Below are 25,343 nucleotides of genomic sequence, written 5' to 3'. Positions count from 1 at the left end.
GCGGGAGGCGAATTCTACAGGGATCGCCATGAACGTCAACCCCCTTATCTTAAAAAAAGCGAAACACTTACTCGCCTATAAAAACCAGGGTGCCCCACCGCCTCTTCTATATAGAAGGAGCGCACAACCTAGGGACGTGAATTATTCCCACCCACACAAATGCATCTGGATCTCAACCGAAAGAAGCGCGGCTGGATCCCGCACAGGCGAGGAACGAGGATGACTGTTGTTGAGACCGACGAATACCAGGAGGGGAAAGCTTTACAGAGATGGTGTCCCAGGGCCGGTTCGAACGGCCAACCTTCCCCTTAGGAGGGGGATGCTCTATCCAATTGAGCTACTGGGACAAATGCCACGCTTACCCTGAAGGGCTAGCGACAGACGGCGTGCATCTTAACGGCCGAGGCTGGTTTTGTCATGTCGTCCGTTGGCATTTTGACTGTAGGCCAATCCTTGCGCGTACGTTCATAGCCTCATTCAGCATGCCAAGACTTTCACCCTCATCGTGCAAATTGCACTACGCCAATATGCCATCATTGCAAACTGCAACCCAGCGCTCTCAAAAAACAATCTTAACTCCTTGTTTTTATTGAAATAATAGATTGGCACGACATCTGCAAAGTCATAAACACAAAACCAATCGTTCCAGGCACCGTGGAGACTATGATGATGAACAGCGCCCTTCTACTAGCACTGAACGCTGTGGCACTGGCTACGGTGGTGACGTTTCATTTTCAGCCGACCAGTACTGAAGACGGCGCGCAAATCAGCCAAGCCATTCCCCACCATCTGCAACAGCGACCTCAGTTGGCACTGATGACTGCAAACCCCCAATCTCCCATCCGCCTGACCCAAGATACACAATCAGCGCCAGCGGCCGAGCATTGGGTTTTCTGAGAACACTATTCATGTCGAAATCTGCCTGGTTGTTTCTGTGCCTGACGCTCCTATCTGTTGCGCTAGGCCTGGGAGCTACATCACAACAAACTCAAACCCTAGCCTTCGTCGCCAGCGCCGTGCTGGGCAGCCTACTGGTACTGACGCTAATCAAGGGTCGCCGAATCAAATTCGATCCGCTCCTGCGCTAACCTCCTTCCCCATCTCCCTCCCCTACCTTATGTCGCCTGATACTCGTAAATAGGCGAACAGCTACTAACCTTAAGCTTGAGGGCAAAAGGCCATATCGCTATAGGACGGGCGCCCTTCAACCCGGATGCCGTGCAGGCTTGGGCGAAGATTGACGAGCTTCGCTGCAGTCGCAGGATTTTTTCTAACCAGTCCGCAAAAACGTAAATCAGTACTGGCATAAAGCCTGTAGGCGGTTCAATATTTGTCACAGAATTGACGCCAATGAAATGTCAAATCTGAGGCATGATGCGGCCTCTTTGCAATTCGGGTTGAACTTTGGTCGTGAGCCTTGTCTTAACACTCATCTTGCGGCCAATTCCAGAAACCGCTCCCCTGAACTAACCGGTTAAATATATGCGCCCATTGAAACAGGCAATTTATTCCAGCCGTACGGCTGACAAATTCGTCGTACGTCTGCCAGACGGAATGCGGGAACGCATTGCCGAGGTGGCTCGCAATCATCACCGCAGCATGAACTCCGAAATCATCGCACGCCTGGAACAAAGCCTTATTCAGGAAGGTGCCTTGGGTGAAGAGTTGAGCATGCGCCTGGACAGCCCCGAGCTGTCACTGCACGAACGCGAACTGCTGCAGCGTTTTCGTCAGCTCTCCCACCGCCAGCAAAATGCTCTCGTCTCGCTTATCGCGCATGACGTGGAGGCGGCCGCAGAAGCCAATTGATTGACACCTGAAAGCCGAAGCCAGCCATGTGCTGGCTTTTTTTTGCCTGGAGGTTGGGAATAAGAAGCAAAGCGAGGGCAGATTTGCCCCCGCTGGAAGGGTCAGAGCAGGAAGATCGTTGCCAGGCCCAGGAAGATGAAGAAACCACCACTGTCAGTCATGGCCGTGATCATCACACTGGCACCCATGGCAGGATCGCGACCTAGACGCGCCAGGGTCATGGGAATCAATACCCCCATCAAGGCCGCCAGCAACAGGTTAAGGGTCATGGCCGCAGTCATTACCACGCCCAGGGACCAACTGCCGTAGAGCAAGTAAGCCACCACGCCAATCACACCGCCCCACACCAATCCGTTTATGAGGCCTACCGCCAGTTCCTTACGCAGCAGCCGTGAGGAATTGGCAGTACTGACCTGATCCAGCGCCATGGCGCGCACGATCATGGTGATGGTCTGGTTCCCGGAGTTACCGCCAATACCCGCCACAATCGGCATCAACGCCGCCAAGGCCACCAGCTTCTCGATGGAACCCTCAAACAACCCGATCACGCGAGAAGCGATAAACGCGGTAATCAGATTGATAGCCAGCCAGGCCCAGCGGTTATGCAGTGAACGCCAGACCGACGCGAAAATATCCTCCTCTTCACGCAAACCCGCCATGTTGAGGACTTCGGTTTCACTTTCTTCACGGATCAAGTCGACGATTTCATCGATGGTCAGACGACCGATCAACTTGCCGTTCTTATCCACCACCGGAGCCGAGATCAAGTCGTAACGCTCGAATGCCTGGGCCGCGTCGTAGGCATCTTCGTCCGGATGGAAGCTCACGGTATCGCTGGCCATCAGGTCAGCAACTTTCTTCTCTGGATCATTGACCAGCAGGCGCTTGATCGGCAAAACGCCCTTGAGGATCCCCTCATAGTCGACCACAAACAATTTGTCGGTGTGGCCGGGCAATTCTTTTAGACGGCGCAGGTAACGCAACACCACTTCCAGGCTGACGTCTTCGCGAATGGTGACCATCTCGAAGTCCATCAGGGCGCCGACCTGATCCTCGTCGTACGACAGCGCGGAACGCACACGCTCACGCTGCTGCGTATCGAGCGCCTCCATCAACTCATGGACAACATCACGGGGCAGCTCAGGTGCCAGGTCAGCAAGCTCGTCCGCATCCATCTCCTTGGCGGCAGCCAGGAGCTCGTGGTCATCCATGTCGGCGATGAGCGTTTCACGCACCGAGTCCGATACTTCCAGAAGGATGTCACCGTCACGATCAGCCTTCACCAACTGCCACAGGGTCAGTCGGTCATCCAACGGCAAGGCTTCAAGAATATAGGCGACGTCGGCAGAGTGCAGGTCATCGAGCTTGCGTTGTAGCTCGACGAGGTTTTGCCGGTGAACCAGGTTTTCGACGCGGTCGTGGTTCGGACCTTCCTGGCGGTGCGTGAGGTCTTCGACCACGCGCTGGCGCTGCAGCAGCTCGATAACTTGAGCCAGACGATCCTGCAGGCTTTCTTGTGTCTTCTTTACTTCTACTTCGGTCATAGGCGAACTCCACTCCCAGCAGCGGGGCACGCCGGAAGGATCAATCAGTCAATTCATGATTGGTAAAGCGGGGTACTGAGTAACTACTGGGTAAGTCCATGGAGGTATTCCACAAGCCCCGGCGGGGCTGACGGGCGCATGATACACCGCCCGGACGTTTTAAACGTTAAAAAACTGGAAAGAACAAGCGCTTGCACGCCAAAGCTCAGTATTGGCTGCATCTATGAGCTGCGACGACGCAAGCGCATGGGAAAACACATGAAGAGGGAGAAAAAGGAGGACGCCGGATAAAACCCACACAAACCCAAGACGGCAAAAAGCCCGCACTAGGCGGGCTTTTTGTTTGTATGGTGCACTCGACAGGATTCGAACCTGTGACCGCTCGGTTCGTAGCCGAGTACTCTATCCAGCTGAGCTACGAGTGCAGATTGTGTTTTTAGACCAGATCACAACTGGTTGAAGCCAAGCTACCTGCATCACTGCAACTAACTCTTAAATGGTGCACTCGACAGGATTCGAACCTGTGACCGCTCGGTTCGTAGCCGAGTACTCTATCCAGCTGAGCTACGAGTGCATTTGTTGCCGCGCATTATAGGCCGTTCAATCTCTATGTAAAGCTATTTTTTCGAGTATTTTCAACAACTTACCGAAAAAACCAGATTGCAACGTACTAAGCAAATAATGGCGGAGAACGGGGGATTCGAACCCCCGACACCCTTTTGAGGTGTACTCCCTTAGCAGGGGAGCGCCTTCGGCCACTCGGCCAGCTCTCCGCAACACGGGGCGTATATTAACCACGTTCCTCCCCGTTTGCAAACATAAAAAACGATAAAAATTAAAGGCTTGGTTCTTCGTCCTTCTCTTTCTTGATCCGCAGGTAGATTTCCTCGCGGTGGACCGCCACCTCTTTCGGAGCATTAACCCCAATACGTACTTGATTGCCTTTAACGCCGAGCACCGTCACGGTGATTTCGCCATCACCAATAATCAGGCTTTCTGCGCAACGACGAGTCAGAATCAGCATACCTTTCACCTCACGCATTTCAGTTCAGGAACAACAGTCTGCAAAAAAAAAGCATTCGACCTACAACCAAAAGGTCGTAGCCCTACTCGCTAAGTATTGTCGAGCCCATGCAAAAGACCATGTACCCCACAAAAAAATGAAAGGCGCGGTAAACCGCGCCTTCCTGGCAACGCATCACTCGCCCTGTCGGGCCGGAGCATCCAACTCAAAAGCCGTATGCAGCGCGCGTACAGCCAGTTCCAGGTACTTCTCTTCGAGCACTACCGAGACTTTGATTTCCGAGGTGGAAATCATCTGGATGTTGATACCTTCTTTGGCCAGGGCCCCGAACATACGGCTGGCAACGCCAGCATGGGAACGCATGCCCACCCCTACGATCGACACCTTGGCAATCTTGGTATCGCCGACCACTTCACGGGCGCCAATCTCGCTCGCTGTGTTCTGCAGGATTTTCAATGCTGCATCGTATTCGTTGCGATGCACGGTGAAGGTGAAATCGGTGGTGTTATCGTGCGAAACGTTCTGCACGATCATGTCGACTTCAACATTCGCATCGCTGACAGGGCCCAGAATCTTGAAAGCCACGCCCGGGGTGTCTGGCACGCCACGGATCGTCAGCTTGGCTTCATCGCGATTGAAAGCGATGCCGGAAATGATCGGCTGTTCCATGGATTCCTCTTCATCAATAGTAATGAGGGTGCCCGGACCCTCCTTGAAGCTGTGCAATACGCGCAGCGGAACGTTGTACTTGCCGGCGAACTCCACCGCACGAATCTGCAACACCTTGGAACCAAGGCTGGCCATTTCCAGCATTTCTTCAAAGGTGATCTTGTCCAGCCGCTGGGCCACTGGCACGACGCGTGGGTCAGTGGTGTAGACGCCATCCACATCGGTATAGATCTGGCATTCGTCCGCCTTGAGCGCTGCCGCCAGGGCCACACCGGTGGTGTCCGAACCGCCACGACCCAGCGTGGTGATGTTGCCGTGCTCATCCACACCCTGGAAACCCGCTACAACTACCACGCGCCCTGCTTTCAGATCAGTACGAATTTTCTGATCATCAATTTGCAGGATCCGCGCCTTGGTATGTGCGCTGTCTGTAAGAATGCGCACTTGGCTACCAGTGTAGGACACCGCTGGCACGCCACGCTTGTTCAGCGCCATGGCCAACAGCGCAATGGTCACCTGCTCGCCCGTGGAGACGATCACATCCAGCTCACGCGGCAGCGGCTGTTGATCACCGCTGATGGCTTTGGCCAGATCGATCAGGCGATTGGTCTCGCCACTCATGGCCGACAGCACCACTACCAGGTCATCACCAGCATCGCGGAACTTCTTAACCTTGTCGGCGACCTGCTCGATTCTTTCGACAGAACCAACCGAGGTGCCTCCAAATTTCTGTACGATCAAAGCCATTTCCAAGCCGCCTCAGCCCGTAAAGGGGCGCCTAATATCCAATCCACCTGCACTGAACAAGCCCGTGACTAGACCACGGGCCGGTTAACAGTGCTTTAAATACCTGCCTCGACAAATGGCACGGTCAAGGCCAGGGCCGCGTCCAGCGCTGCGGCATCGACACCACCGCCTTGCGCCATGTCCGGACGACCACCGCCCTTGCCGCCCACTGTCGCAGCGGCTTGCTTCATCAAATCACCGGCTTTGAGTTGGCCAGTCAGGTCCTTGGTTACACCCGCAACCAGAACGACCTTATCCTCATGGACACTGCCGAGCAGGATCACTGCGCGGCCGAGCTTGTTCTTCAACTGATCGACCAAGGCCAACAGCGCCTTGCCATCCTGGCCGTCCAGGCGCGCCGCCAGGACTTTTACGTCCTTGACGTCAACCGCCGCGGCCGACAGGTCATCGCCCGCAGCGCTCGCCGCTTTGGCCTGCAACTGCTCCAGCTGTTTTTCCAGCGCACGGTTGCGCTCCAGAACGGCGGACAGCTTGTCGATCAGGTTGTCGCGGCTGCCCTTGACCAGGCCGGCCGCTTCCTTGAGTTGTTCTTCGGCTGCATTGAGGTAAGCCAGGGCCGCAGCACCAGTCACCGCCTCAATACGACGTACGCCCGAGGCCACACCACCTTCGCTGATGATCTTCAGCAGGCCGATATCGCCGGTGCGGTTGGCGTGGATGCCACCACAGAGTTCTACCGAGAAGCTGCCGCCCATACTCAGTACGCGAACTTCGTCGCCGTACTTCTCGCCAAACAGCGCCATGGCGCCTTTGTTCCTGGCGGTCTCGATATCGGTTTCTTCGGTTTCAACCGGGGTGTTCTTGCGAATCTCGGCGTTGACGATGTCTTCCAGGGCCTTGATCTGCTCAGGCTTGATCGCTTCAAAGTGGCTGAAGTCAAAACGCAGGCGCTGGCTGTCCACCAACGAACCTTTTTGCTGCACGTGCTCGCCCAGGACCTGGCGCAGCGCGGCGTGCAGCAAGTGCGTGGCCGAGTGGTTCAACGCCGTGGCATGCCTTACATCGGCATCGACCTGGGTGTCTACCGGTGCGCCCACAGTCAAGTTGCCCAGCACCAGCACACCGTGATGCAGGAACGCACCGCCGGTCTTGGTGGTGTCGCGCACGTCAAAACGACCGGATGTCGAGCTCAGGAAACCGCAATCGCCAATCTGGCCACCCGACTCGGCATAAAACGGCGTCTGGTCCAGCACCACAACCGCCTCTTCACCCTCGCTCAACACGTCGACCGACTTACCGTCTTTATAGATGGCGACGATCTTGGCCGAGCCCGCAGTCGCCTTGTAGCCGGTGAACTCGGTCGGTACGTCAACCTTGACCAGGGTGTTGTAGTCCAGGCCAAAGGAGCTGGCCGAACGGGCCCGCACGCGCTGGGCTTCCATCTCACGCTCGAAACCGGCTTCGTCGACGGTCAACTCACGCTCGCGGGCGATGTCGGCAGTCAGGTCCATCGGGAAACCATAGGTGTCGTACAACTTGAACACCACATCACCCGGCACCACGGTGCCTTTGAGCTCAGCCAGGTCCTGTTCCAGAATCTTCAGGCCGTGCTCCAGGGTCTTGGAGAACTGCTCTTCTTCAGCCTTGAGCACCCGCTCGATGTTGCTTTGCTGTTGCTTGAGTTCCGGGAAGGCATCGCCCATCTCGGCAACCAGCGCGGCCACGATCTTGTAGAAAAAGCTGCCGGTAGCGCCCAGCTTGTTACCGTGGCGGCACGCGCGACGGATGATGCGACGCAGCACGTAGCCACGGCCTTCGTTGGACGGCAGCACGCCGTCTGCGATCAGGAAACCGCAGGAACGGATGTGGTCCGACACCACCTTGAGCGAAGACTGGCCTTCATTGGCGCAACCAATAGCTGCCGCCGAGGCGCTCAGCAGGTTGGTGAACAGGTCGATTTCGTAGTTGGAGTGAACGTGCTGCATCACCGCACTTATCCGCTCCAGGCCCATGCCGGTGTCTACCGACGGTGCCGGCAGCGGATGCAACACGCCATCGGCGGTGCGGTTGAACTGCATGAACACGTTGTTCCAGATCTCGATGTAGCGGTCGCCGTCTTCTTCCGGCGAGCCTGGCGGGCCACCCCAGATATCGTCGCCGTGATCGTAGAAAATCTCGGTGCACGGGCCGCACGGGCCGGTATCGCCCATGGTCCAGAAGTTATCGGACGCGTAGGGCGCGCCTTTGTTGTCACCGATACGGATCATGCGCTCGGCAGGTACACCGATTTCCTGGGTCCAGATGTCATACGCTTCATCGTCCGTCGCGTACACGGTGACCCAGAGCTTTTCCTTGGGCAGCTTCAGCACGCCGGTGAGGAAGGTCCAGGCGAACGTGATCGCGTCTTTCTTGAAATAGTCGCCGAAGCTGAAGTTACCCAGCATCTCGAAAAAGGTGTGGTGACGGGCGGTGTAGCCGACGTTTTCCAGGTCACTGTTCTTGCCGCCGGCGCGTACGCACTTCTGGCTGCTGGTAGCGCGGGTGTAGGCGCGCTTTTCCTGGCCCAGGAAACAGTCCTTGAACTGGTTCATCCCCGCGTTAGTGAACAGCAGGGTTGGGTCATTGCCTGGGATCAAGGAGCTGGAGGCTACACGGGTGTGGCCTTGCTCTTCGAAGAAGCGAAGGAAGGCTTCACGGATTTCTGCGCTTTTCATTAGGTTCTTCCACGGAGGCTGCGGCCAAAGGCCAGTGCGCAACATCATCAGACGGAGCGACGGCAAAGGGCCGCATTATATCGGCCCTTTGCCGGTGGTACAGCGTGTTTATGTGATAGAAACAGTCAATTAGACGGCCTGCACTGTCATTTCTGCGAAAACGCGACGAATGTCTGCACCACTTGCTCGATCTGCGCCCGGCTCACATCCAGATGGGTGACCATGCGCAGGCGCGGCGCGGCGCTCAACTTGACCCCACGCTCGGCCGCAAAGGCCTTCAGCGCCTGCGCCTGATCACCTACCTGCACATACACCATATTGGTCTGCACCGGCTCGACGCTGTAGCCGGCCTTGCGTAACTCATCGCCCAGCCATTGCGCGTTGGCATGGTCGTCAGCCAGGCGCTGCACCTGATGATCCAGAGCATACAACCCCGCCGCCGCCAGGGAGCCCGCCTGGCGCATGCCGCCGCCGACCATCTTGCGCAAGCGCCGAGCCTTGGCGATCAGCGCCGTCGAGCCACACAGCACCGAGCCGACCGGCGCACCGAGGCCCTTGGACAGGCACACCGACACCGAATCGAAATGCTGGGCGATTTCTCGCGCATCCACCCCCAGCTTGACCGCCGCGTTGTAGAGGCGCGCGCCATCCAGGTGCAGGGCCAGGCCATGCTCGTGGGTAAATGCACGGGCCTTGGCCAGGTAATCCAGCGGCAGCACTTTGCCCTGCATGGTGTTTTCCAGCGCCAGCAGGCGTGTGCGGGCGAAGTGGAAGTCGTCGGGCTTGATGGCGGCAAGCACTTGGTTCAGATCAAGGGAGCCATCAGCTTGAACTTCCAGGGGTTGCGGCTGGATCGACCCCAGCACCGCCGCACCGCCGCCTTCGTATTTGTAGGTGTGAGCCTGCTGGCCGACGATGTATTCCTCGCCGCGCTCACAGTGAGCCATCAACGCCAGCAGGTTGCTCATGGTACCGGTGGGCACGAACAGCGCCGCGGCAAAGCCCAGGCGCTTGGCCAACTCGGCCTCCAGGCGGTTGACGCTGGGGTCTTCGCCGTAGACATCATCGCCGCTGACGGCGCTGGCCATTGCGTCGAGCATGCCGGGGGTAGGTTGGGTCACGGTGTCGCTGCGCAGGTCGATCACGGTCATGAAGGGGGTCTCTAACGGAGTGGATAAGTCCTTTTGTGTGTGATTACTGCGGGCAAAGCCACGGAATATCAAGCCCCTATTGCATTCAATCGAATACCAACCAATCAAACCGATATAAGTTATCGAGACGGCAGCCGTGCAGTTTTCGAAAAACCATGTTAAAAACTCTGCGCCGCCAGGGTTCTGGTGGCAACGTTCTCAGGGCGGGGTGCAATTCCCCACCGGCGGTAATTGCACGCAATGTGCATAGCCCGCGAGCGCTTGGCGCCTCGAACTGCTCAGGCAGGACGGCGACGAGGTCAGCAGACCCGGTGTGATCCCGGGGCCGACGGTCATAGTCCGGATGAAGAGAGAACGGGATTGGCACCTAAGGGCCGCGCGCTTGTTTGCGCATGCGTACCCTTAAATCCCATTCGATTCATAACGCCCTGTTTTTTTCTTAAACAGGAGTCAGAACATGCAACCCACCGCAATCGACAGCAAAAGCAAAAACCATCACGGCGAGCGCGTCGCGTTTATCCAGGCCTGCTGGCACAAGGATATTGTCGACCAATCGCGCAAAGGCTTCCTCGCCGAGATGATCGCCCAGGGTTATCAGGAATCGGACATCGACTTCTTCGAAGTCGGCGGCGCCTTTGAAATGCCCCTGCACGCCAAGTTGCTGGCCAAGACCGGCCGTTACGCCGGCATCGTCGCTGCCGCGCTGGTGGTGGACGGTGGCATCTACCGTCACGAATTCGTCGCGCAATCGGTAGTCAGCGGCCTGATGCAGGTGCAGCTGGAAACTGAAGTGCCGGTGTTCTCGGTGTCCCTGACGCCGCACCACTTCCATGCCGGCAGCGAGCACACCACGTTTTTCTACGAGCACTTCGTGCACAAGGGCCAGGAAGCGGCGCGCACCTGCGCCGATACCCTGCACAAGGTACGCGCGATCCGTCGTAGCGAGCCGCGTGCGGTAGCGGTCTAAATCCAAGCCTCACCGCAAACCGGTTTGGTGTCTCAGTGATACCCAGGTGATGTTATCGCAGGCAAGCCAGCTCCCACATTGGACTGAGCCAGACTTGGCTCTCAGGCCAGGCCGGCATCCGTGGTGGGCACGATCAATATCCCGGCGCGCAAGCCGTTCTTCACCTTTGGGTTGGGAAAGATAATGCGGGCGCCCTCCTCCTCGATCACCCAACGGGTCTTGGCCACGTCTTCGGCCAGCAGGTAGCCCCTTTCCAATTCCGAAAAGTTTTCCACATCTGCGGGCAGGTGCATCAGGAAGGCGTCGCTGTGCTTGATCACTTCTCGCGCAACGGCGAAGAGTTGCAGGCCGTCGAGGCTACCGGTCTCGGGCTCGTTGCCCTCGATGATCTGCTTCAGACGCGCTTCCAGGCGCGACACGTCCACACCGTCGTTCTGCCCGAACGGCCGGGCCTTGCCCAACTCCAGGGTGAACGCCTCGGCGCCGAGTTGCTCGTAGGTAAACGCGGTGAAGGTAATCGAGGTTTTGTTCTGCAACAGCACCGCCTGCATGCCAGCCGCGTTCAGGCGCTCCAGCTCACGGCGCGAATGCTGTCGGTCTTCTTTCCACGGGTACAACGCGAACTGTTCGATTTTCGAACCACGAATCGCGGTATGCAGGTCGTAATGCAGGCGCGAACGGCCAGGCAGGCTGAAAAAGCTGCGGGCCAATTGCTCAAGCTCGGCGGCGCGCATGGCTTCGGGGCCGATGTTTTGTTCATGCCGGCCATTGAACAGCCGGTTGACGTCCAGCTCGAGGTAACGCTCACCGCGGCGCATGGCCTCGGTATTACCGAACAGGAACAGAATACGGGTGCGGGGTTTGATCTCCCCACGGGCAATGCCATGCAACAGGCGGTCGAGCAGTTCGATCGGCGCGGTTTCGTTGCCATGGATGCCGGACGACAGCAGCAAGTCGCTGCCGTTGTCCAGAGCTTCAGGAGGGCGCACTTCAAGCGCGCCTTCGCTGAGCCAGCGCATCTGCACGCCGTCGACAGTCAGTTGAATTTTTTGCGCCGGTTCACGACCGGCGAGGGTCAGTTCAAGCAGTTTGCCGAGGGCGAGCATAAGCAGCTTCCTTAGTGGTTGCAGCCTGGGCCATGGACGTGATCGTCGTCGTCACCTTCAACGTCGGCCGGTTCCATTTCCAGTTGCAGGCTCATCAGGTTGGTGGCCAATGGGCGCATCAGCAGGTTGGCGTACTCGGCGTCGCCCTCTTCTACGTCTACGCCAATCAGCAGTTGGCCGCGGCCATCGTGCTGGATCCAGATCTCCTTGCCCTGCCAGACCACGGCGACGCGGGTGCAGGAGGTTTCCAGCTGGGTGCCGTCGGTGTCTTCAAGGATGAGTTTCAGGGTGTCGGTCATAAATAAAATATCTCAGCCGTGTGGCATTAATTGATCTGGAAAGGATAAACCGAGCCCAGTTTAAGGATTTGCGTCAGTTCATCCAATGCCGTCCGGCACTCAAGCAGCAACTGCGGGTCAGCCAGGTCGGTTTCGCGCAGGCTGTCACGGTAGTGCTTGCCCACCCATTGGGTCAGGGTTTCGTATAACGGCGCGGTCATGATAACGCCTGGGTTCACGGCCGCCAGCTCGGTTTCGTTCAACGCCACGCGCAGGCGCAGGCACGCCGGCCCACCGCCATTTTGCATGCTTTGCTTGAGGTCGAAGACCTTGACCTCACGAATCAGCCCGCCGGAAGCGGTCAGACCTTGCAGGTACTGCCACACGCGCTCATTGGCGCGGCACTCTTCCGGCACGATCAGCAGCATCGAACCATCAGGACGAGTCAGCAACTGGCTGTTGAACAGGTAGGAACGCACCGCGTCCTCGACACTGACCAACGCGCGAGGCACACACACCGACTGGAAGTTGCCGCCCAGCTTGCCCAACTTGCCGTGCAGTTCGGCGAGCATCTGCTCGGTGTTGAGGAACGCATCCTCGTGATAGAACAGCACTTCGCCGTTGCCCACCGCGATCACATCGTTGTGGAACACACCCGCGTCGATCACCGCCGGGTTCTGCTGGGCGTAGACCACACCGTCATCCTTCAAGCCATGCAGGCGCGCAACGGCCTGGGAGGCTTCGAGGGTCTGGCGCGCCGGGTACTTCTGCGGGGCCGGGTAACGAGGGTCGAAAGCACTACGGCCGAAGACGAAAAACTCGACGCCCGCCTCACCGTACTCACGACAGAAACGCGTGTGGTTGGCCGCGCCTTCATCGCCAAATTGCGCCACGGCCGGCAAGGCGGCGTGGTGAGCGAAATGCTTGCCATCGGCGAACATCGCCCCCAGCACGCGGCTGGTGGTGGGGTGCTCGATGCTGCGGTGGTATTTGCAATTGAGGTTGGCGGCAGTGAAATGCACGCGGCCGTCTGCGGTGTCGGCGCTTGGGCTGACGGTGGCGGCGTTGGCTACCCACATGCTGGATGCCGAGCAGCTCGCTACCAGCAAAGGCATAGCCTGCCTGGCAGCCTGCTGGATTACCTGGGCGTCGGTGCCGCTGAAACCCAAGCTGCGCAAGGCGGCTACATCCGGGCGCTCCTGGGGCGCCAATACACCTTGCACAAAGCCCATGTCCATCAGGGCTTTCATTTTCTGCAGGCCCTGCAACGCCGCTTCCTTCGGGTTGGAAGACTGCTGGCTGTTGCTTTGGGACGCGACGTTGCCGAAGGACAAACCGCCGTAGTTATGGGTCGGCCCCACTAGACCGTCAAAATTGACTTCACAGGATTTCATCGGCGAGGCTCCACGAACATCTGTTTTTATAGGCATCAAATCACTTGAATACACCACAGATCCATTGTGGGAGCGGGCTTGCTCGCGAAAACGGTGGTTCAGTCACTTCAAATGTTGAATGAAACACCGCATTCGCGAGCAAGCCCGCTCCCACATTTAGATCAGCGTTATACCTGGCGTGAGCGTTGCCGGGACTATCAGGCTCGGCGTCTCCAGCGAAGCCACCGGGTACGCGCAATAATCCGCCGCGTAATAGGCACTGGCGCGATGATTGCCCGACGCCCCGACACCACCGAACGGCGCGGTACTGGCAGCGCCGGTCAACTGCTTGTTCCAGTTGACGATGCCGGCGCGGCTTTCCAGCCAGAATTGCTGGTAACGCGCTTCGGAGTCCGACAACAGGCCAGCGGCCAGGCCGTACTGGGTGTTGTTGGCCTCCGCGATGGCACCGGCAAAATCCGCATAGCGGATCACCTGCAGCAGCGGCCCAAACAGCTCTTCATCTTCACGCTCCGTCACACCGGTTACGTCGATGATGCCAGGGGTCAACAAAGCGGCCTGAGCCTGAGGCTGAGTCATCTCCAGCAGTGCCACGGCGCCATTGGCCAACATCAGTTCCTGGGCTTGCATCAAGGCTTTGGCCGCAGCCAGGGAGATCACCGAACCCATGAACGGCGCCGGTTGCTGATCGAAAGCGCCCACTTCAAGGCTCGCACTCACCGCCACCAGGCGCGCCAGCAAGGCATCGCCCCAGGCACCTTGCGGCACCAGCAAGCGGCGGGCACAGGTGCAACGCTGGCCTGCCGAGATAAACGCCGACTGGATGATGGTGTACACCGCCGCATCCACGTCGGCGACTTCGTCCACGACCAGCGGGTTATTACCGCCCATTTCCAGGGCCAGGATCTTGTCGGGGCGCCCTGAGAATTGCTGGTGCAAGTGGTTGCCGGTGCGGCTGGAGCCGGTAAAGAACAGGCCGTCGATGCCTGGGTTGGCCGCCAGGGCGATGCCGGTTTCCCGCGCGCCTTGCAGCAGGTTCAGCACGCCCGGTGGCAAACCGGCTTCGATCCAGCACTGCACGGTCAGCTCGGCGACCTTGGGGGTCAGTTCGCTCGGTTTGAACAGCACGGTGTTACCCGCCAGCAACGCCGGGACGATGTGCCCATTGGGCAAGTGCCCAGGGAAGTTGTAAGGGCCGAACACCGCCACCACACCGTGGGGCTTATGGCGCAACACTGCGGTGGCGTCGCCCAGGGGGCCGCTCTTCTCGCCAGTACGCTCGCGGTAGCTTTGCACCGAGATCGCAATCTTATTGGCCATGCTGGTGACTTCAGTGGCCGACTCCCACAGGGGCTTGCCGGTTTCTTCGCCAATGCAGCGGGCGATTTCATCGGCACGGCATTTAAGCGTGGCGGCGAAGGTTTCCAGCACGCTGATGCGTTCTTCGAGCGGGCGCCTGGCCCATGCCGGGAATGCCTGACGCGCAGCCTGCACGGCGGATTCGACCTGTTCAGCGCTGGCACCGTTACCAGCCCACAGCACTTGCTGGGTCACCGGGTTGCGCGATTCAAACAACTCACCCTGGCCAGCCAGCCAGCTACCTGCGATATACAACGAATTCATTATTTGGACTCCCGAGCAGCAGACAACGCAACAGCACGTACTTGATCACCCACCACCAGCTGCAGGCGCTTGGCGGTCTGTGGATCGACCACCAGGGTACCTGCCGCCAGACGGGCCGGAGCGGCGGTGATACGGCATTCTTCGCGCTTGCGGTTATGGATCAGGAACGGCGTGGCGTCGTCCCCCGGCGTGCCGATGGCCAACACCAGTGACTGGCTGTCGCGCACCGCACGGATCTTGCTGGTTTCACATTCCACCGCCGGGCCGGCGTCGAAAATATCCACATAGCCCTGGTAGCTGAAGCCTTCGCTCTTGAGCATGCTCAGGGCCGGCTCGGTGTCCGGGTGGACCTTGCCGATCACATTGCGCGCGTCTTCGGAGAGAAAGCAGCTGTACAGCGGAAACTTGGGCATCAGCTCGGCGATAAACGCCTTGTTGCCCACGCCGGTGAGGTAGTCGGCCTGGCTGAACTCCATCTTGAAGAAGTGCCGGCCCAGACTTTCCCAGAACGGCGAACGCCCAGCATCGTTGGACACACCGCGCATCTCGGCAATGATCTTGTTGCCGAACAGTTGCGGGAACTCGGCGATAAACAACATGCGCGCCTTGGCGAGCATGCGACCGTTGAGGCCGTTGCGGTAATCGGCATGCAAAAACAACGAGCACAATTCGGAATTACCGGTGAGGTCGTTGGCCAGGAACAGCGTCGGTATCTCACGGTAGATATTCAGTTCCTGGGAAGCGCTGACAGTCAGCCCAACCCGGAAGTTGTACCACGGCTCGCGCAGGCCAACGGCGCCAGCGATGGCAGAGATTCCCACCACGCGGCCTTCGTCGTTTTCCAGCACGAACAGGTAGTCGGCATCGCCGCGCCCGGCTTCGCCGCGAAAGGTTTTTTCCGCCCAGCCCACCCGGTGGGTCAGGCGCTCTTCGTTGGCCGGCAAGGTGGTGAGACCGGTGCCAGTGCTGCGCGCCAGATCAATCAGGGCCGGTAAATCGCTGCTGCGTACGGGACGAACGATCATGCTATCTCCTCGAACGGGCCGCTGTTGTCAGCCACCCGCGAAACTCTCTTTTTAAACCGCAACCAGGCGCACACTGGCGCCTTCACCAACACCCAGCGCTTCGGCTGCCGCCAGGTCCAGGGTCACCGGTTTGCCGGGCGCGTAGTCCAGCTCCAGCATCACCGCACGGTAATCCTGCAACTGCGCGTTGCTCACCAAGTACTGGCGGCCAACGCCCTTGACCATCTCGCCGATCTTCACCGGCACCACGCGGCTCTGGGCGATTGAGCGAATGCCCGAGACCCGGGCGTGCAGCGTCGGGCCACCGTCGAAGATGTCAATGTAATGGTCAGTTTCGAAGCCTTCACGCATGAGGATGTCGAAGGTGATTTGCGCACGCGGGTGCACCTGGCCCATGGCCTCTTGGGCTTCGTCCGGCAGCAGCGGCACGTAGATCGGGTAGTGCGGCATCAACTCGGCGAGGAAGGTACGGCTTTTCAGCCCGCACAGGCGCTCGGCGGCGGCGTAGTTGAGGTCGAAGAAGTTGCGGCCAATGGCATCCCAGAACGGTGAATCGCCGTTCTCGTCGCTGTAGCCGACAATCTCGGTCACCACCGAGTCGGCAAAGCGCTCAGGATGGCTGGCGACAAACAGCAGTCGGCCACGGGAATTGAGTTCCGACCACGGCGAACCGACCAGCTCAGGCACCACATAAAAGCTAGTGAGCAGGCTGTTGCCGGTAAGGTCGTGGCACTGGGAAAGCACGTGGATCTTGTTGTGGATCTTCAGCTCGCGGGAGGCGTGCACGAAGGTTTCGTTACGAAAGCTATAGAACGGCTCGGAGTAACCGGCCGAGGCTACGATAGCCGAGCAGCCGGCGAGCTTGCCGGTCTCGGTGTCTTCCAGCACGAAGAAATAGCTCTCTTCACCGTTGAAACTCACCTCGGCCGCGAAGGACGCTTCGCTGGCCGCGATCTTGTCGCTCAGGCGTTCCACATCATCCGGCAAGGAGGTGACACCAATCGGGCTGTCCGCAGCCAGACGCTGTACCTCGCCCAGATCAGCCATTTGCGCGGGGCGCATCACCAGCATGGTGTCACTCCTTAACTCGAAAACTCACAGAGGAAAAAATGCCGGACACAGGCCCCGGATACACATCGGTCTCAATGTGTAAGCAGATCCATGTGGGAGCTGGCTTGCCGGCGATACAGGCAACTCGGTATATCAACGGCACCGAGGTGATGCTATCGCAGGCAAGCCAGCTCCCACATTTGTTCAGGTCCGGCCAATAAAATGTGTCGCTATCAGGCTTGCGTCAACGTCTTCACAGCACGCTCAAAACGATCCAGGCCTTCATTGATGTCCGCCTCTTCCACCACCAGGCTCGGTGCAAAACGCACCACGTCAGGGCCGGCTTGCAGGATCATCAAGTTCTCTTTTTCGGCCGCGTTGAACACGTCCTTGGCCTTGCCTTTGAAGGCATCGCTGAGTACGCAACCGATCAACAAGCCCATGCCACGCACTTGGGTGAAGATGCCGTACTGCTTGCCGATCTGCTCCAGGCGCGCCTTGAACAGGTCGTGCTTGGCATTCACACCCGCCAGCACTTCTGGGGTGTTGATCACGTCGATCACCGCTTCCGCTACCGCGCACGCCAGCGGGTTGCCGCCGTAGGTGGTGCCGTGGGTGCCGACTACCAGGTGCTTGGCCAAGTCTTCACGGGTGAGCATCGCCGCAATCGGGAAGCCGCCGCCCAGGCTCTTGGCGCTGGTGAGGATATCTGGCGTCACGCCGTAATGCTGGTAGGCAAACAGGTGGCCGGTGCGGCCCATGCCGGTTTGCACTTCGTCGAATACCAACAGTGCGTCGTGGGCGTCGCACAGCTCGCGAGCGCCTTGCAGGTAAGCCAGTTCGGCCGGCAGTACACCGCCTTCGCCCTGGATCGGTTCCAGAACCACGGCGCAGGTCTTATCGGTTACTGCCGCTTTCAGCGCAGCCAGGTCGTTATAAGGAACGTGGGTGATGCCGGTGATTTTAGGCCCGAAACCATCGGAGTACTTCGACTGGCCACCGACGTTGACGGTGAACAGGGTACGGCCGTGGAAGCTGTTCAACGCGGCGATGATCTCGTACTTCTCGCTGCCAAAACGGTCGAACGCCACGCGACGGGCCAGCTTGAAGGCGGCCTCGTTGGCTTCGGCGCCGGAGTTGCAGAAGAACACGCGCTCGGCAAAGGTGGCGTCGATCAGCTTGTGGGCCAGACGCAACGCCGGCTCGTTGGTGAACACGTTGGAGACATGCCACAGCGTGTTGGCCTGTTCGGTCAGTGCACCGACCAGCGCCGGGTGCGCATGGCCCAATACGTTGACCGCGATGCCGCCGGCAAAGTCGATCAGCTCGCGACCGGCCTGGTCCCACACGCGCGAACCTGCGCCACGTACAGGGATAAAGGCAGCAGGTGCGTAGTTGGGCACCATCACTTGGTCGAAATCGGCACGTTGCACCGGGGCTTGCTCAACGGACATCGGAGTCTCCTGAAGAGGAACGCCTGCCTGGAACTGGCGGGCGATGCAGGGATTGTAAGGACAGTTTTCAGCGCCACCTTGTCGCCAAGCGACAACTTCTTATAGCGCCAACCCCGGTTTTACGCGGGTTTACGGCAATGCGACATATTGCATCGCAATGGCGCAGTGTAAACGCTGCGTTCAGTGAGAGGCAGAGGCACGGCCCGCTGATTTTCGCCTAATGCCTTAACTATCTGCTGCCCGTGAACCCATCAGGCTTGCTGTGATGACAGTGACTCACTCCCACTGAAGGATCAGCCTCGTGCCCACGCCCTACCCCACGACCATCAGCCAGCGCCTCGCAGTCGCCGCCACCCAAGTACCCCCCGGGTTTCACACACGCCTGCCGGCCTGGCTGGCAAGCGCCTCGGATGACAAGCGCCAAGCCTTGAAGAATGCACCACTGGACATTCCCAACTGGCAGGCCGACGCCAGCCGCCAGCAGCACGCGCCGCTCAAACAGGCGCTGGAGCAGAGCTGGGCCGCGCAAAACAAAGTAGACACGGCCCTGGCCGACCTCAAGACACCGCAGGCCTTCGCCGCGCCGCTTTTGCAACAGGCGTTCAAGACAAGATGGGGCGTGGAGATCGATGTCCGCACCACCCATCTGCGCCTGTATGCGCCCCTGACGATCCCACTGTTTCCTATAGAAACTGGCGGCGTCAAAGTCTGGACCGTGTCGTTGGTGGACGCCGCGCTGCATAACTTCGACGCAGCAGAAAGCGAGAAAACTGCCTTCACCGCGGACTCCAGCTTCATTACCCAACCCACCACCACCGGGCAATTCGACACCCTGCCCTCAGTGAACAGCAAAGTCAGCATCCAGACCTTCGTCGGGCTGTGCCGTGAACTGGACATCGGTGCGCAATACCAGAATTACCTCAAGACATTTTTCGGCTTCAAAGATGCCAAACGCAAGGCTTCGCTGCGCAGCACTGTCATCGAGAGCCTCAAAGCCGAGGCCCAAACTGCCGTACACCTGGCGCGCCTGAAAAAGGACGGCAGCGAGCGGGTGTTACGCACGCTCCAGGCTCAACTCAAAGGCATCAGCGGCCTGACACTCGACGGTAAGACGCTGCTCAGCCACGACCTGAGCCTGATGGACGCACCACTGGCCGGCATTGTGCTGTTCGCCGCAGACCTGGAACTGCACCACAGCGCAGTGCCCGTGGTGGCGTACATTCCCGGCGACCCACAGGCACCGCTCAAGTATTACCACGATGGCATCGCATTCATTCAAGACCTGATCCGCAAATTGCGCGATGCCGATTACCAGGCATTCTTCAGCCGCTTTATAAGCCACGAGCACCGCGCCTACTTCTTTGCCAACCTGCATAACCGCTTGTCCCAGGTTACCTGGCATCACCCCGTCCCCGGCGACCCCAGGCCGACCTGGCGCGCCGAACCTGTGGCCAACCCCAACCTGCAGTTGCACGCGACGAAAATCACGGGCGAGCTGTACGAACACCTCTATGAAACCAAACTCAATAAGCTGCTCAATGACGCGCGAAGCATCGCCGTGTCCACCGCCGACGCCGACAGCAAGGCACGCTGGCAGCGCTGGGCCATCGTGCAGAAAATCGGTAAGGCCCTGCTCGAAATCGCCGCCTTCATCGCCACGCCGTTCATTCCCCCCCTGGGCTTACTGATGCTCGGCTACACCGCCTATCAACTGCTCGATGACGTATTCGAAGGCATCGTCGATTGGGCCGAGGGTCTCAAGCGCCAGGCGTTCGGGCACCTGATGTCGACCCTGGAGCAAATGGTGCAATTGGGTATGTTCGCGGTCGGCGCACCGATTGCCGAAGGGCTGCTACGCCAGGCACTGCCTCGGGAAGTCTGGGCGTTTTTCGAGCGCCTTCATCCGGTCAGCTCGGACGACGGCAAAACGCGCCTGTGGAGCCCAGACCTGAGCCCCTACGCCCACGACCTTCAATTGCCCACCGCCTCGCGCCCCAAGGCCGATGGATTGCATGCCTACGGGGACAAGCAGATCCTGCCCCTTGAAGGGCAACACTTTGCCGTCAAGCAACAAGCGGGCAACGCCGTGCTGGCGCACCCAAGCCATGCGCATGCCTACCAACCGCCCGTTATCGGCAATGGCAAAGGCGCCTGGATAACCCCACTGGATCACCCGCTGACATGGCATCGCAGCACCTTGTTGCGCAGACTCGGCGAGCCCGCCAACGCTCTCAGCGAAACCGGTCTGGAACAGGCGCAGCGCATCAGTAGCACCGACGATGGTGCCCTGCGCAAACTCTACATGGACCGCCAACCGCCACCGCCCTTGCTGGCCGACAGCCTCAAGCGCATCCATATCGACCAGCAACTGCAAGACTTCATCGACCAGATGAACAGCGACGACCCACTGGTTTACGCAAAAGCCGACACGCAAACCCAACTCTGGCTGCTTAGCCAGACCGGCCTGTGGCCGGAATCCAAGACCCTGCGCTTTCTGAATGCCAAAGGCGAAACCGTATGGGAACACCCAGGCAGGGAAAATGCGGCGGTAGCGCAAATTCATGAAGCGCAGATGAACAACGGCGACCTGCTCAAGACCCTGCTGGAAACCCTCGACGAGTCAGAGCGCAAGACTGTGCTGGAGGAAGACTTCGGTAGCCCGGCCCCCCAACTGCATGTGCGCGCCGCCAAGCTGCGCAAACAGCTGGCACGCAGAGCCGAGGATAAACGCGCTTCGATGTTCGACGCGCGCTATCGAGGCCTGGAGCTGACCACCGATGCGCGCGTGCAAAAGCTCATCGACAGCACACCGGGCCTGCCCGTCAGCGCGGCCGAGGAGGTCCTGCTCAGTGCCCACGGCCAGGACCTGCTCGACATCGACCAGGGCACGCTGCCTTCGCACCTGGTCGAACGCGCACGCTGGGTGGCCCATCAGGTCAGAATCAGCCGGGCCTATGAAGGCCTGTACATGGGTGCGCTGGAGACCGGCGACACCCATCGACTCGCCCTGCACTCCCTGGAAAAATTGCCGGGCTGGTCGCCTCAGGTGCGTCTGGAAGTTCGCGACTTCAAGCGCGACGGCCATCTGCGCGACGCCATCGGCCCCGCCCAGGCGCCCATCCGACGCCTGCTGCTGCGCACCATCGAAGGCGATTACATTCCCGAAGACAGCAAGGGCACCCTGCTTGGCGAAACCGATTTCTACACCGCCGTGCTCCAGGCACTCCCCGATGCACAGCGCGACGCACTGGCTATGCAGATAGGCCAAGGCCCACACTTGAGAGAAACCTTGCGCCAACACACATTGGCACATGACGAACTTGGCGCCCTGCTGGCCGAAGTTCCGCTGCTCAAACCGTCCTATGACCCGACATTGATGCGCCTGCCCGGCGGCATGGAGGGCTACGACGCCAGCCCGGTCACCGCTGGCAGCAGCGAAGGCGTCTCGCTGGAGAGTCAGTTGCATGAGCTGTACCCACAACTGAGCCCCAGCCAGGTGACGGCCGTACTCGCCGCCATGCAAAACGATCCCGGCACACCTTGGGGTACCCTTCAATTTCTGAAGAAAGAGTTCTCGCAACTGGAAGCCAACCTGCGGACATGGCAGCAGAATGTGCCGCAGCCCCTTGTCGGTACAGATTTACCGTTGAGCCGCTGGCGGATTGCTGCGGAACAGCAAAATCGCTTTCTCTGGTCACAAAAACTGATCGGCGCCTGGCGCCACAACACCCCCGTAGACCCTGCTTATGACAACGGTCACCTGCTGCAACTCAACCAGCCCATTTATGGGGAACTGCCCGCGCTCGATACCCGCCTTGGGCACATCACTACCCTGGAATTCCAGGGTTACTTGACCACCCGCGGCACGCCGGGCTTCCTGGCATCTTTCCCCGGATTGCGCCGACTGGCCATCAGCGACATGACCCTCAGAACACTGCCCGGCGAAATCAGTGCATTGACCCACCTTAACGCGCTGACACTGCGCGGCTGCGCACTCAACCTGACCACCCCAACCCGAGCAGCCCTGGCCAACCTGACCGAGCTGCATACCCTTGACCTGTCCCACAACCCGCTGGTGCTGGCGCCCAATTTCGAAAACATGGCCAACCTGCGAACACTCAACCTGAGCCACTGCGGTATTTCCATCTTTCCCACAGGCCTGCTCAATCGGCCTCGGCTGGCCAACGCCAATCTCAGCCACAATAACCTGCGCAGGCTGCCAGAAGCCCTGTATTCGTTGCCCGCCAGTGCTGCCAAGGCCTACGACCTTTCCGGCAACCCGCTGACGCGCGCAACCCTGGAACGGATAAAAACCTACTGTCAGAGCACCGGGGAACATTTTGGCGTCCAAGCCAATCCAGATGAGGTTCGCCTGGTCCAGGCGCTTTACCCGACCTACAACACTCTCGAGGCCAATCAATTTATCTTCAGGCTACCGGGCGGGCTGGATGATTCGATGGCGATTCTCGTGCGCCTCAAGGCCGACTACGAACGCTTGCAAGCCGACCTGCAGGAATGGGTGGTGGATGTGCCTGAGAGCCACCCCGTCACGAACCTGCCCATGGATGAACAGATTCGTGCACAGCAACAACTCATTCGAGCGGAAATCAGCGCTCTGCTGGAGCAAGGCTGGCGGCGTGAAACCAGCCTGGACTTAAGCCATGACCCGCTGACGCAGTCCCATCAAATGACATTGACCTTGCCGCTGTGGGGAGACCTGCCAAGACTGAATGTGGATTTCAAGCATATTTCCAAGCTGGATCTGAGGGCACAGGAAACCACCTCGATACCCGAAGGTTTTCTGGAACGTTTCCCCAATCTGGAAAGCCTGCTGATCCACCGCTATGCCCTGCAAGGCATTCCCGCTGGCGTCTTCAAGCTGCCCAAGTTGACCACACTCAGCCTCACGCAATGCAATCTGCGACTGACCCCCGACAGCGTCGCCGCCTTGAGCGACCTGCACGACCTGGAGTACCTGGACCTGAGCGATAACCCGCTGGCGCTGACGCCCGACGTCAGCAAAATGTCCGGCCTGGAAACCCTGATGATGGAAAACACCAGGCTTACCGAGGTGCCTCACGGGGTGTTCAACCTGACGTCGCTCACCCAACTGAACCTGAGCGATAACCACATCACCGAGTTGCCCACGGACCTGCTTGAAGTAGACCCGGACTCAGCGGCAGGCTTTGACCTGAGCGACAACCCCTTCTCACCCGCAGCACTTGCCATTCTGCGCCGCTATTACAACCGCACGGCAGTGGATTTCGATGTAGCGCAAGCCCGACAACCCGCGCCAGACCGCTCCAGCTCACGCTCTGCGACGTCATCCGAAACAGAGGGAGAAGAATAGACGCAGCTCACCCGCGCTCGGAAGGCACCGATGACAACTCGAACGGGCTGCTGCTGCGACGCTGGTTCCGATCTTCGCGAGGAGTGGCGCCGAAGAAATTGCGGTAGGCGCTGGAGAAGTGCGGCCCCGAGGAGAAGCCGCACGACAAGCCGATCTGGATGATCGACTTGCTGGTTTGCATCAGCATCTGGCGCGCCTTGTTCAGGCGCAGCTCCAGGTAATACTGGCTGGGGACGCGGTTGAGGTATTGCTTGAAGATGCGTTCAAGTTGTCGTCGTGAAACACACACGTGCTGGGCGATTTCGTCGGTGGTCAGCGGCTCTTCGATATTGGCTTCCATCAGCAATACCGCCTGGGTCAGCTTAGGGTGGCTGGAGCCCAGGCGGTTTTGCAGCGGGATACGCTGGCGCTCGCCGCCTTCGCGGATGCGCTCTACCACCAGTTCTTCAGACACAGCACCGGCCAACTCGGCGCCATGGTCACGGGCCAATACCGCCAACAGCAGGTCAAGTACCGACATGCCGCCGCAAGCGGTCAGGCGATCACGGTCCCAGTCAAACAGGTGGCTGGTGGCGATGACCTTGGGGAAACGCTCGGCGAAATCGTCCTGCCAGCGCCAGTGCACGGCGGCGCGGTAGCCATCGAGCAGGCCCAGTTGGGCCAACGGGTACACCCCCGCTGACAAGCCGCCGATCACACACCCCGCCCGAACAAGCTGCTTGAGCGCGGAGCTCAGTGGCGAAGCGATGACCGTCGGCGGTTCGTCGGCCAACAGGAACAACTTCTGAAAACCCTCCAGCTTACCGGCCCACGGCTCGCCCGGCAGTTGCCAGGCACCTGCGACTGCGGGTTCGGCGAGCAGGAACGACAACTCGTAGATCACATCCGGATGCACCCGCTGGGCAACGCGCAAGGCCTCCTCAGCCAGCGCAAGCGTGAGGGCTTTTGTGCTGGGCCAAATCAGGAAACCAATTTTGTGGGCGGTCATGGAGTGCTATCCGGAGCGAAAACGGTGAAAGAAGCTGTGGGCCAATGCTAGCCCGTAATCAACTACAAATCCCAAAACAAACACAGATCAACAGTGGGAGCTGGCTTGCCTGCGATGGCGGTGGGTCAGTTAACACATCATTGGCTGATACATCGCTATCGCAGGCAAGCCAGCTCCCACAGGGGATCGGGGCTTACCTCAAGACTGCGGAGCATGCACTATCCCGGTGCACAAAAGCAGTCTTGATTATTTCAAACTGCCAGAGAGGAACTGCTGCAACCGTTCCGACTGCGGGTTCATCAGCACTTCCCGCGGGTTGCCACGCTCCTCAACGATGCCTTTGTGCAAAAACACCAATTGGTTCGACACTTCGCGGGCAAAGCCCATTTCGTGGGTCACGACCACCATGGTGCGGCCTTCCTGGGCCAGGTCCTGCATCACCTTGAGTAC

The 25,343-nt window shown here is 59.2% G+C and carries 18 protein-coding genes, 4 tRNA genes, 1 pseudogene and 1 riboswitch; of the genes and pseudogenes, 5 read left to right on the top strand and 18 right to left on the bottom strand.

Features of this window, described 5'->3' with window-relative positions:
- Nucleotides 1-270: 270 nt before the first annotated feature.
- A tRNA-Arg gene (locus BMH52_RS25495) sits at nt 271-347 on the bottom strand.
- Between the two features lie 322 nt (nt 348-669).
- Between BMH52_RS25495 and BMH52_RS25490 the strand changes: the two genes are divergently transcribed.
- From BMH52_RS25490 to BMH52_RS25480, 3 genes are all read left to right on the top strand, one after another.
- On the top strand, nt 670-897 hold the full coding sequence (locus BMH52_RS25490) for a hypothetical protein (RefSeq protein ID WP_014719587.1): 228 nt from the start codon (nt 670-672) through the stop codon (nt 895-897).
- Nucleotides 898-908: 11 nt separating this feature from the next.
- Nucleotides 909-1,088 carry a PA3371 family protein gene (locus BMH52_RS29770; protein ID WP_003193590.1) on the top strand — a complete coding sequence of 60 codons (180 nt, stop codon included), beginning with the start codon at nt 909-911 and terminating at the stop codon, nt 1,086-1,088.
- A gap of 394 nt (nt 1,089-1,482) precedes the next feature.
- Nucleotides 1,483-1,809 carry an Arc family DNA-binding protein gene (locus tag BMH52_RS25480; RefSeq protein WP_003193592.1) on the top strand — a complete coding sequence of 109 codons (327 nt, stop codon included), beginning with the start codon at nt 1,483-1,485 and terminating at the stop codon, nt 1,807-1,809.
- Nucleotides 1,810-1,910: 101 nt separating this feature from the next.
- Here the strand turns inward: BMH52_RS25480 and mgtE are convergent, their stop codons facing one another.
- From mgtE to ltaE, 8 genes are all read right to left on the bottom strand, one after another.
- Nucleotides 1,911-3,353: a magnesium transporter gene (gene mgtE, locus BMH52_RS25475; RefSeq protein WP_003193593.1), complete on the bottom strand. Its 1,443-nt coding sequence runs from the start codon at nt 3,351-3,353 to the stop codon at nt 1,911-1,913.
- Nucleotides 3,354-3,701: 348 nt separating this feature from the next.
- Nucleotides 3,702-3,778, bottom strand: a tRNA-Arg gene (locus BMH52_RS25470).
- Between the two features lie 72 nt (nt 3,779-3,850).
- Nucleotides 3,851-3,927: transfer RNA gene (locus BMH52_RS25465), tRNA-Arg, on the bottom strand.
- Nucleotides 3,928-4,035: 108 nt separating this feature from the next.
- Nucleotides 4,036-4,126: transfer RNA gene (locus tag BMH52_RS25460), tRNA-Ser, on the bottom strand.
- A gap of 62 nt (nt 4,127-4,188) precedes the next feature.
- Complete coding sequence (csrA, locus tag BMH52_RS25455; RefSeq protein ID WP_003175645.1) at nt 4,189-4,377, bottom strand: carbon storage regulator CsrA; 189 nt, start codon at nt 4,375-4,377, stop codon at nt 4,189-4,191.
- A 174-nt stretch (nt 4,378-4,551) separates the two neighbouring features.
- Entirely contained in the window at nt 4,552-5,793 is a 1,242-nt protein-coding gene (locus BMH52_RS25450; RefSeq protein ID WP_003193595.1) for an aspartate kinase, read from the bottom strand.
- A gap of 95 nt (nt 5,794-5,888) precedes the next feature.
- Nucleotides 5,889-8,507 (bottom strand): alanine--tRNA ligase, encoded by a 2,619-nt coding sequence (gene alaS / locus BMH52_RS25445; protein ID WP_014719590.1) that lies wholly within the window; start codon nt 8,505-8,507, stop codon nt 5,889-5,891.
- Nucleotides 8,508-8,653: 146 nt separating this feature from the next.
- Nucleotides 8,654-9,658: a low-specificity L-threonine aldolase gene (ltaE, locus tag BMH52_RS25440; protein ID WP_014719591.1), complete on the bottom strand. Its 1,005-nt coding sequence runs from the start codon at nt 9,656-9,658 to the stop codon at nt 8,654-8,656.
- Nucleotides 9,659-9,848: 190 nt separating this feature from the next.
- Nucleotides 9,849-10,018, top strand: a riboswitch (FMN riboswitch).
- Nucleotides 10,019-10,115: 97 nt separating this feature from the next.
- On the opposite strand from ltaE, the gene BMH52_RS25435 reads away from it, so the two are divergent.
- Nucleotides 10,116-10,625 (top strand): 6,7-dimethyl-8-ribityllumazine synthase, encoded by a 510-nt coding sequence (locus BMH52_RS25435; RefSeq protein WP_003193604.1) that lies wholly within the window; start codon nt 10,116-10,118, stop codon nt 10,623-10,625.
- A gap of 101 nt (nt 10,626-10,726) precedes the next feature.
- Here BMH52_RS25435 and astE read toward each other — a convergent pair whose 3' ends face one another.
- The 7 genes from astE to BMH52_RS25400 form a co-directional block, all read right to left on the bottom strand.
- Nucleotides 10,727-11,731, bottom strand: a complete 1,005-nt coding sequence (astE, locus tag BMH52_RS25430) for a succinylglutamate desuccinylase (protein WP_014719592.1) — start codon at nt 11,729-11,731, stop codon at nt 10,727-10,729.
- Between the two features lie 11 nt (nt 11,732-11,742).
- The gene (locus BMH52_RS25425) at nt 11,743-12,030 is read right to left on the bottom strand and encodes a hypothetical protein (RefSeq protein ID WP_003175651.1); all 288 of its coding nucleotides are present in this window, start codon (nt 12,028-12,030) and stop codon (nt 11,743-11,745) included.
- A 26-nt stretch (nt 12,031-12,056) separates the two neighbouring features.
- Nucleotides 12,057-13,403 carry an N-succinylarginine dihydrolase gene (gene astB, locus BMH52_RS25420; RefSeq protein WP_032903464.1) on the bottom strand — a complete coding sequence of 449 codons (1,347 nt, stop codon included), beginning with the start codon at nt 13,401-13,403 and terminating at the stop codon, nt 12,057-12,059.
- A gap of 156 nt (nt 13,404-13,559) precedes the next feature.
- Nucleotides 13,560-15,029: a succinylglutamate-semialdehyde dehydrogenase gene (astD, locus tag BMH52_RS25415; protein WP_177345109.1), complete on the bottom strand. Its 1,470-nt coding sequence runs from the start codon at nt 15,027-15,029 to the stop codon at nt 13,560-13,562.
- Nucleotides 15,026-16,051 (bottom strand): arginine N-succinyltransferase, encoded by a 1,026-nt coding sequence (gene astA, locus BMH52_RS25410; protein WP_003193612.1) that lies wholly within the window; start codon nt 16,049-16,051, stop codon nt 15,026-15,028. Before astA ends, astD begins: the two co-directional genes overlap by 4 nt.
- A 51-nt stretch (nt 16,052-16,102) precedes the next feature.
- Nucleotides 16,103-17,122, bottom strand: coding sequence for an arginine/ornithine succinyltransferase subunit alpha (gene aruF, locus BMH52_RS25405; RefSeq protein WP_003175655.1), 1,020 nt, complete (start codon nt 17,120-17,122; stop codon nt 16,103-16,105).
- A 212-nt stretch (nt 17,123-17,334) separates the two neighbouring features.
- Entirely contained in the window at nt 17,335-18,555 is a 1,221-nt protein-coding gene (locus tag BMH52_RS25400; RefSeq protein WP_003193615.1) for an aspartate aminotransferase family protein, read from the bottom strand.
- 301 nt (nt 18,556-18,856) lie between these two features.
- Between BMH52_RS25400 and BMH52_RS25395 the strand changes: the two genes are divergently transcribed.
- Nucleotides 18,857-23,905: a dermonecrotic toxin domain-containing protein gene (locus BMH52_RS25395; protein WP_073845434.1), complete on the top strand. Its 5,049-nt coding sequence runs from the start codon at nt 18,857-18,859 to the stop codon at nt 23,903-23,905.
- A gap of 7 nt (nt 23,906-23,912) precedes the next feature.
- Here BMH52_RS25395 and BMH52_RS25390 read toward each other — a convergent pair whose 3' ends face one another.
- A complete protein-coding gene (locus BMH52_RS25390; protein WP_032903461.1) occupies nt 23,913-24,893 on the bottom strand; it encodes a GlxA family transcriptional regulator in 981 nt (326 codons plus the stop codon).
- A gap of 246 nt (nt 24,894-25,139) precedes the next feature.
- Nucleotides 25,140-25,343 (bottom strand): annotated as a pseudogene (locus BMH52_RS25385) (histidine/lysine/arginine/ornithine ABC transporter ATP-binding protein); the annotation flags it as partial.

Origin of the sequence: Pseudomonas sp. BTN1 (genome assembly GCF_001907715.1) — a bacterium.
Taxonomy (GTDB): Bacteria; Pseudomonadota; Gammaproteobacteria; order Pseudomonadales; family Pseudomonadaceae; genus Aquipseudomonas; species Aquipseudomonas paracarnis.
This window is presented reverse-complemented; position numbering and strand designations above follow the sequence as displayed.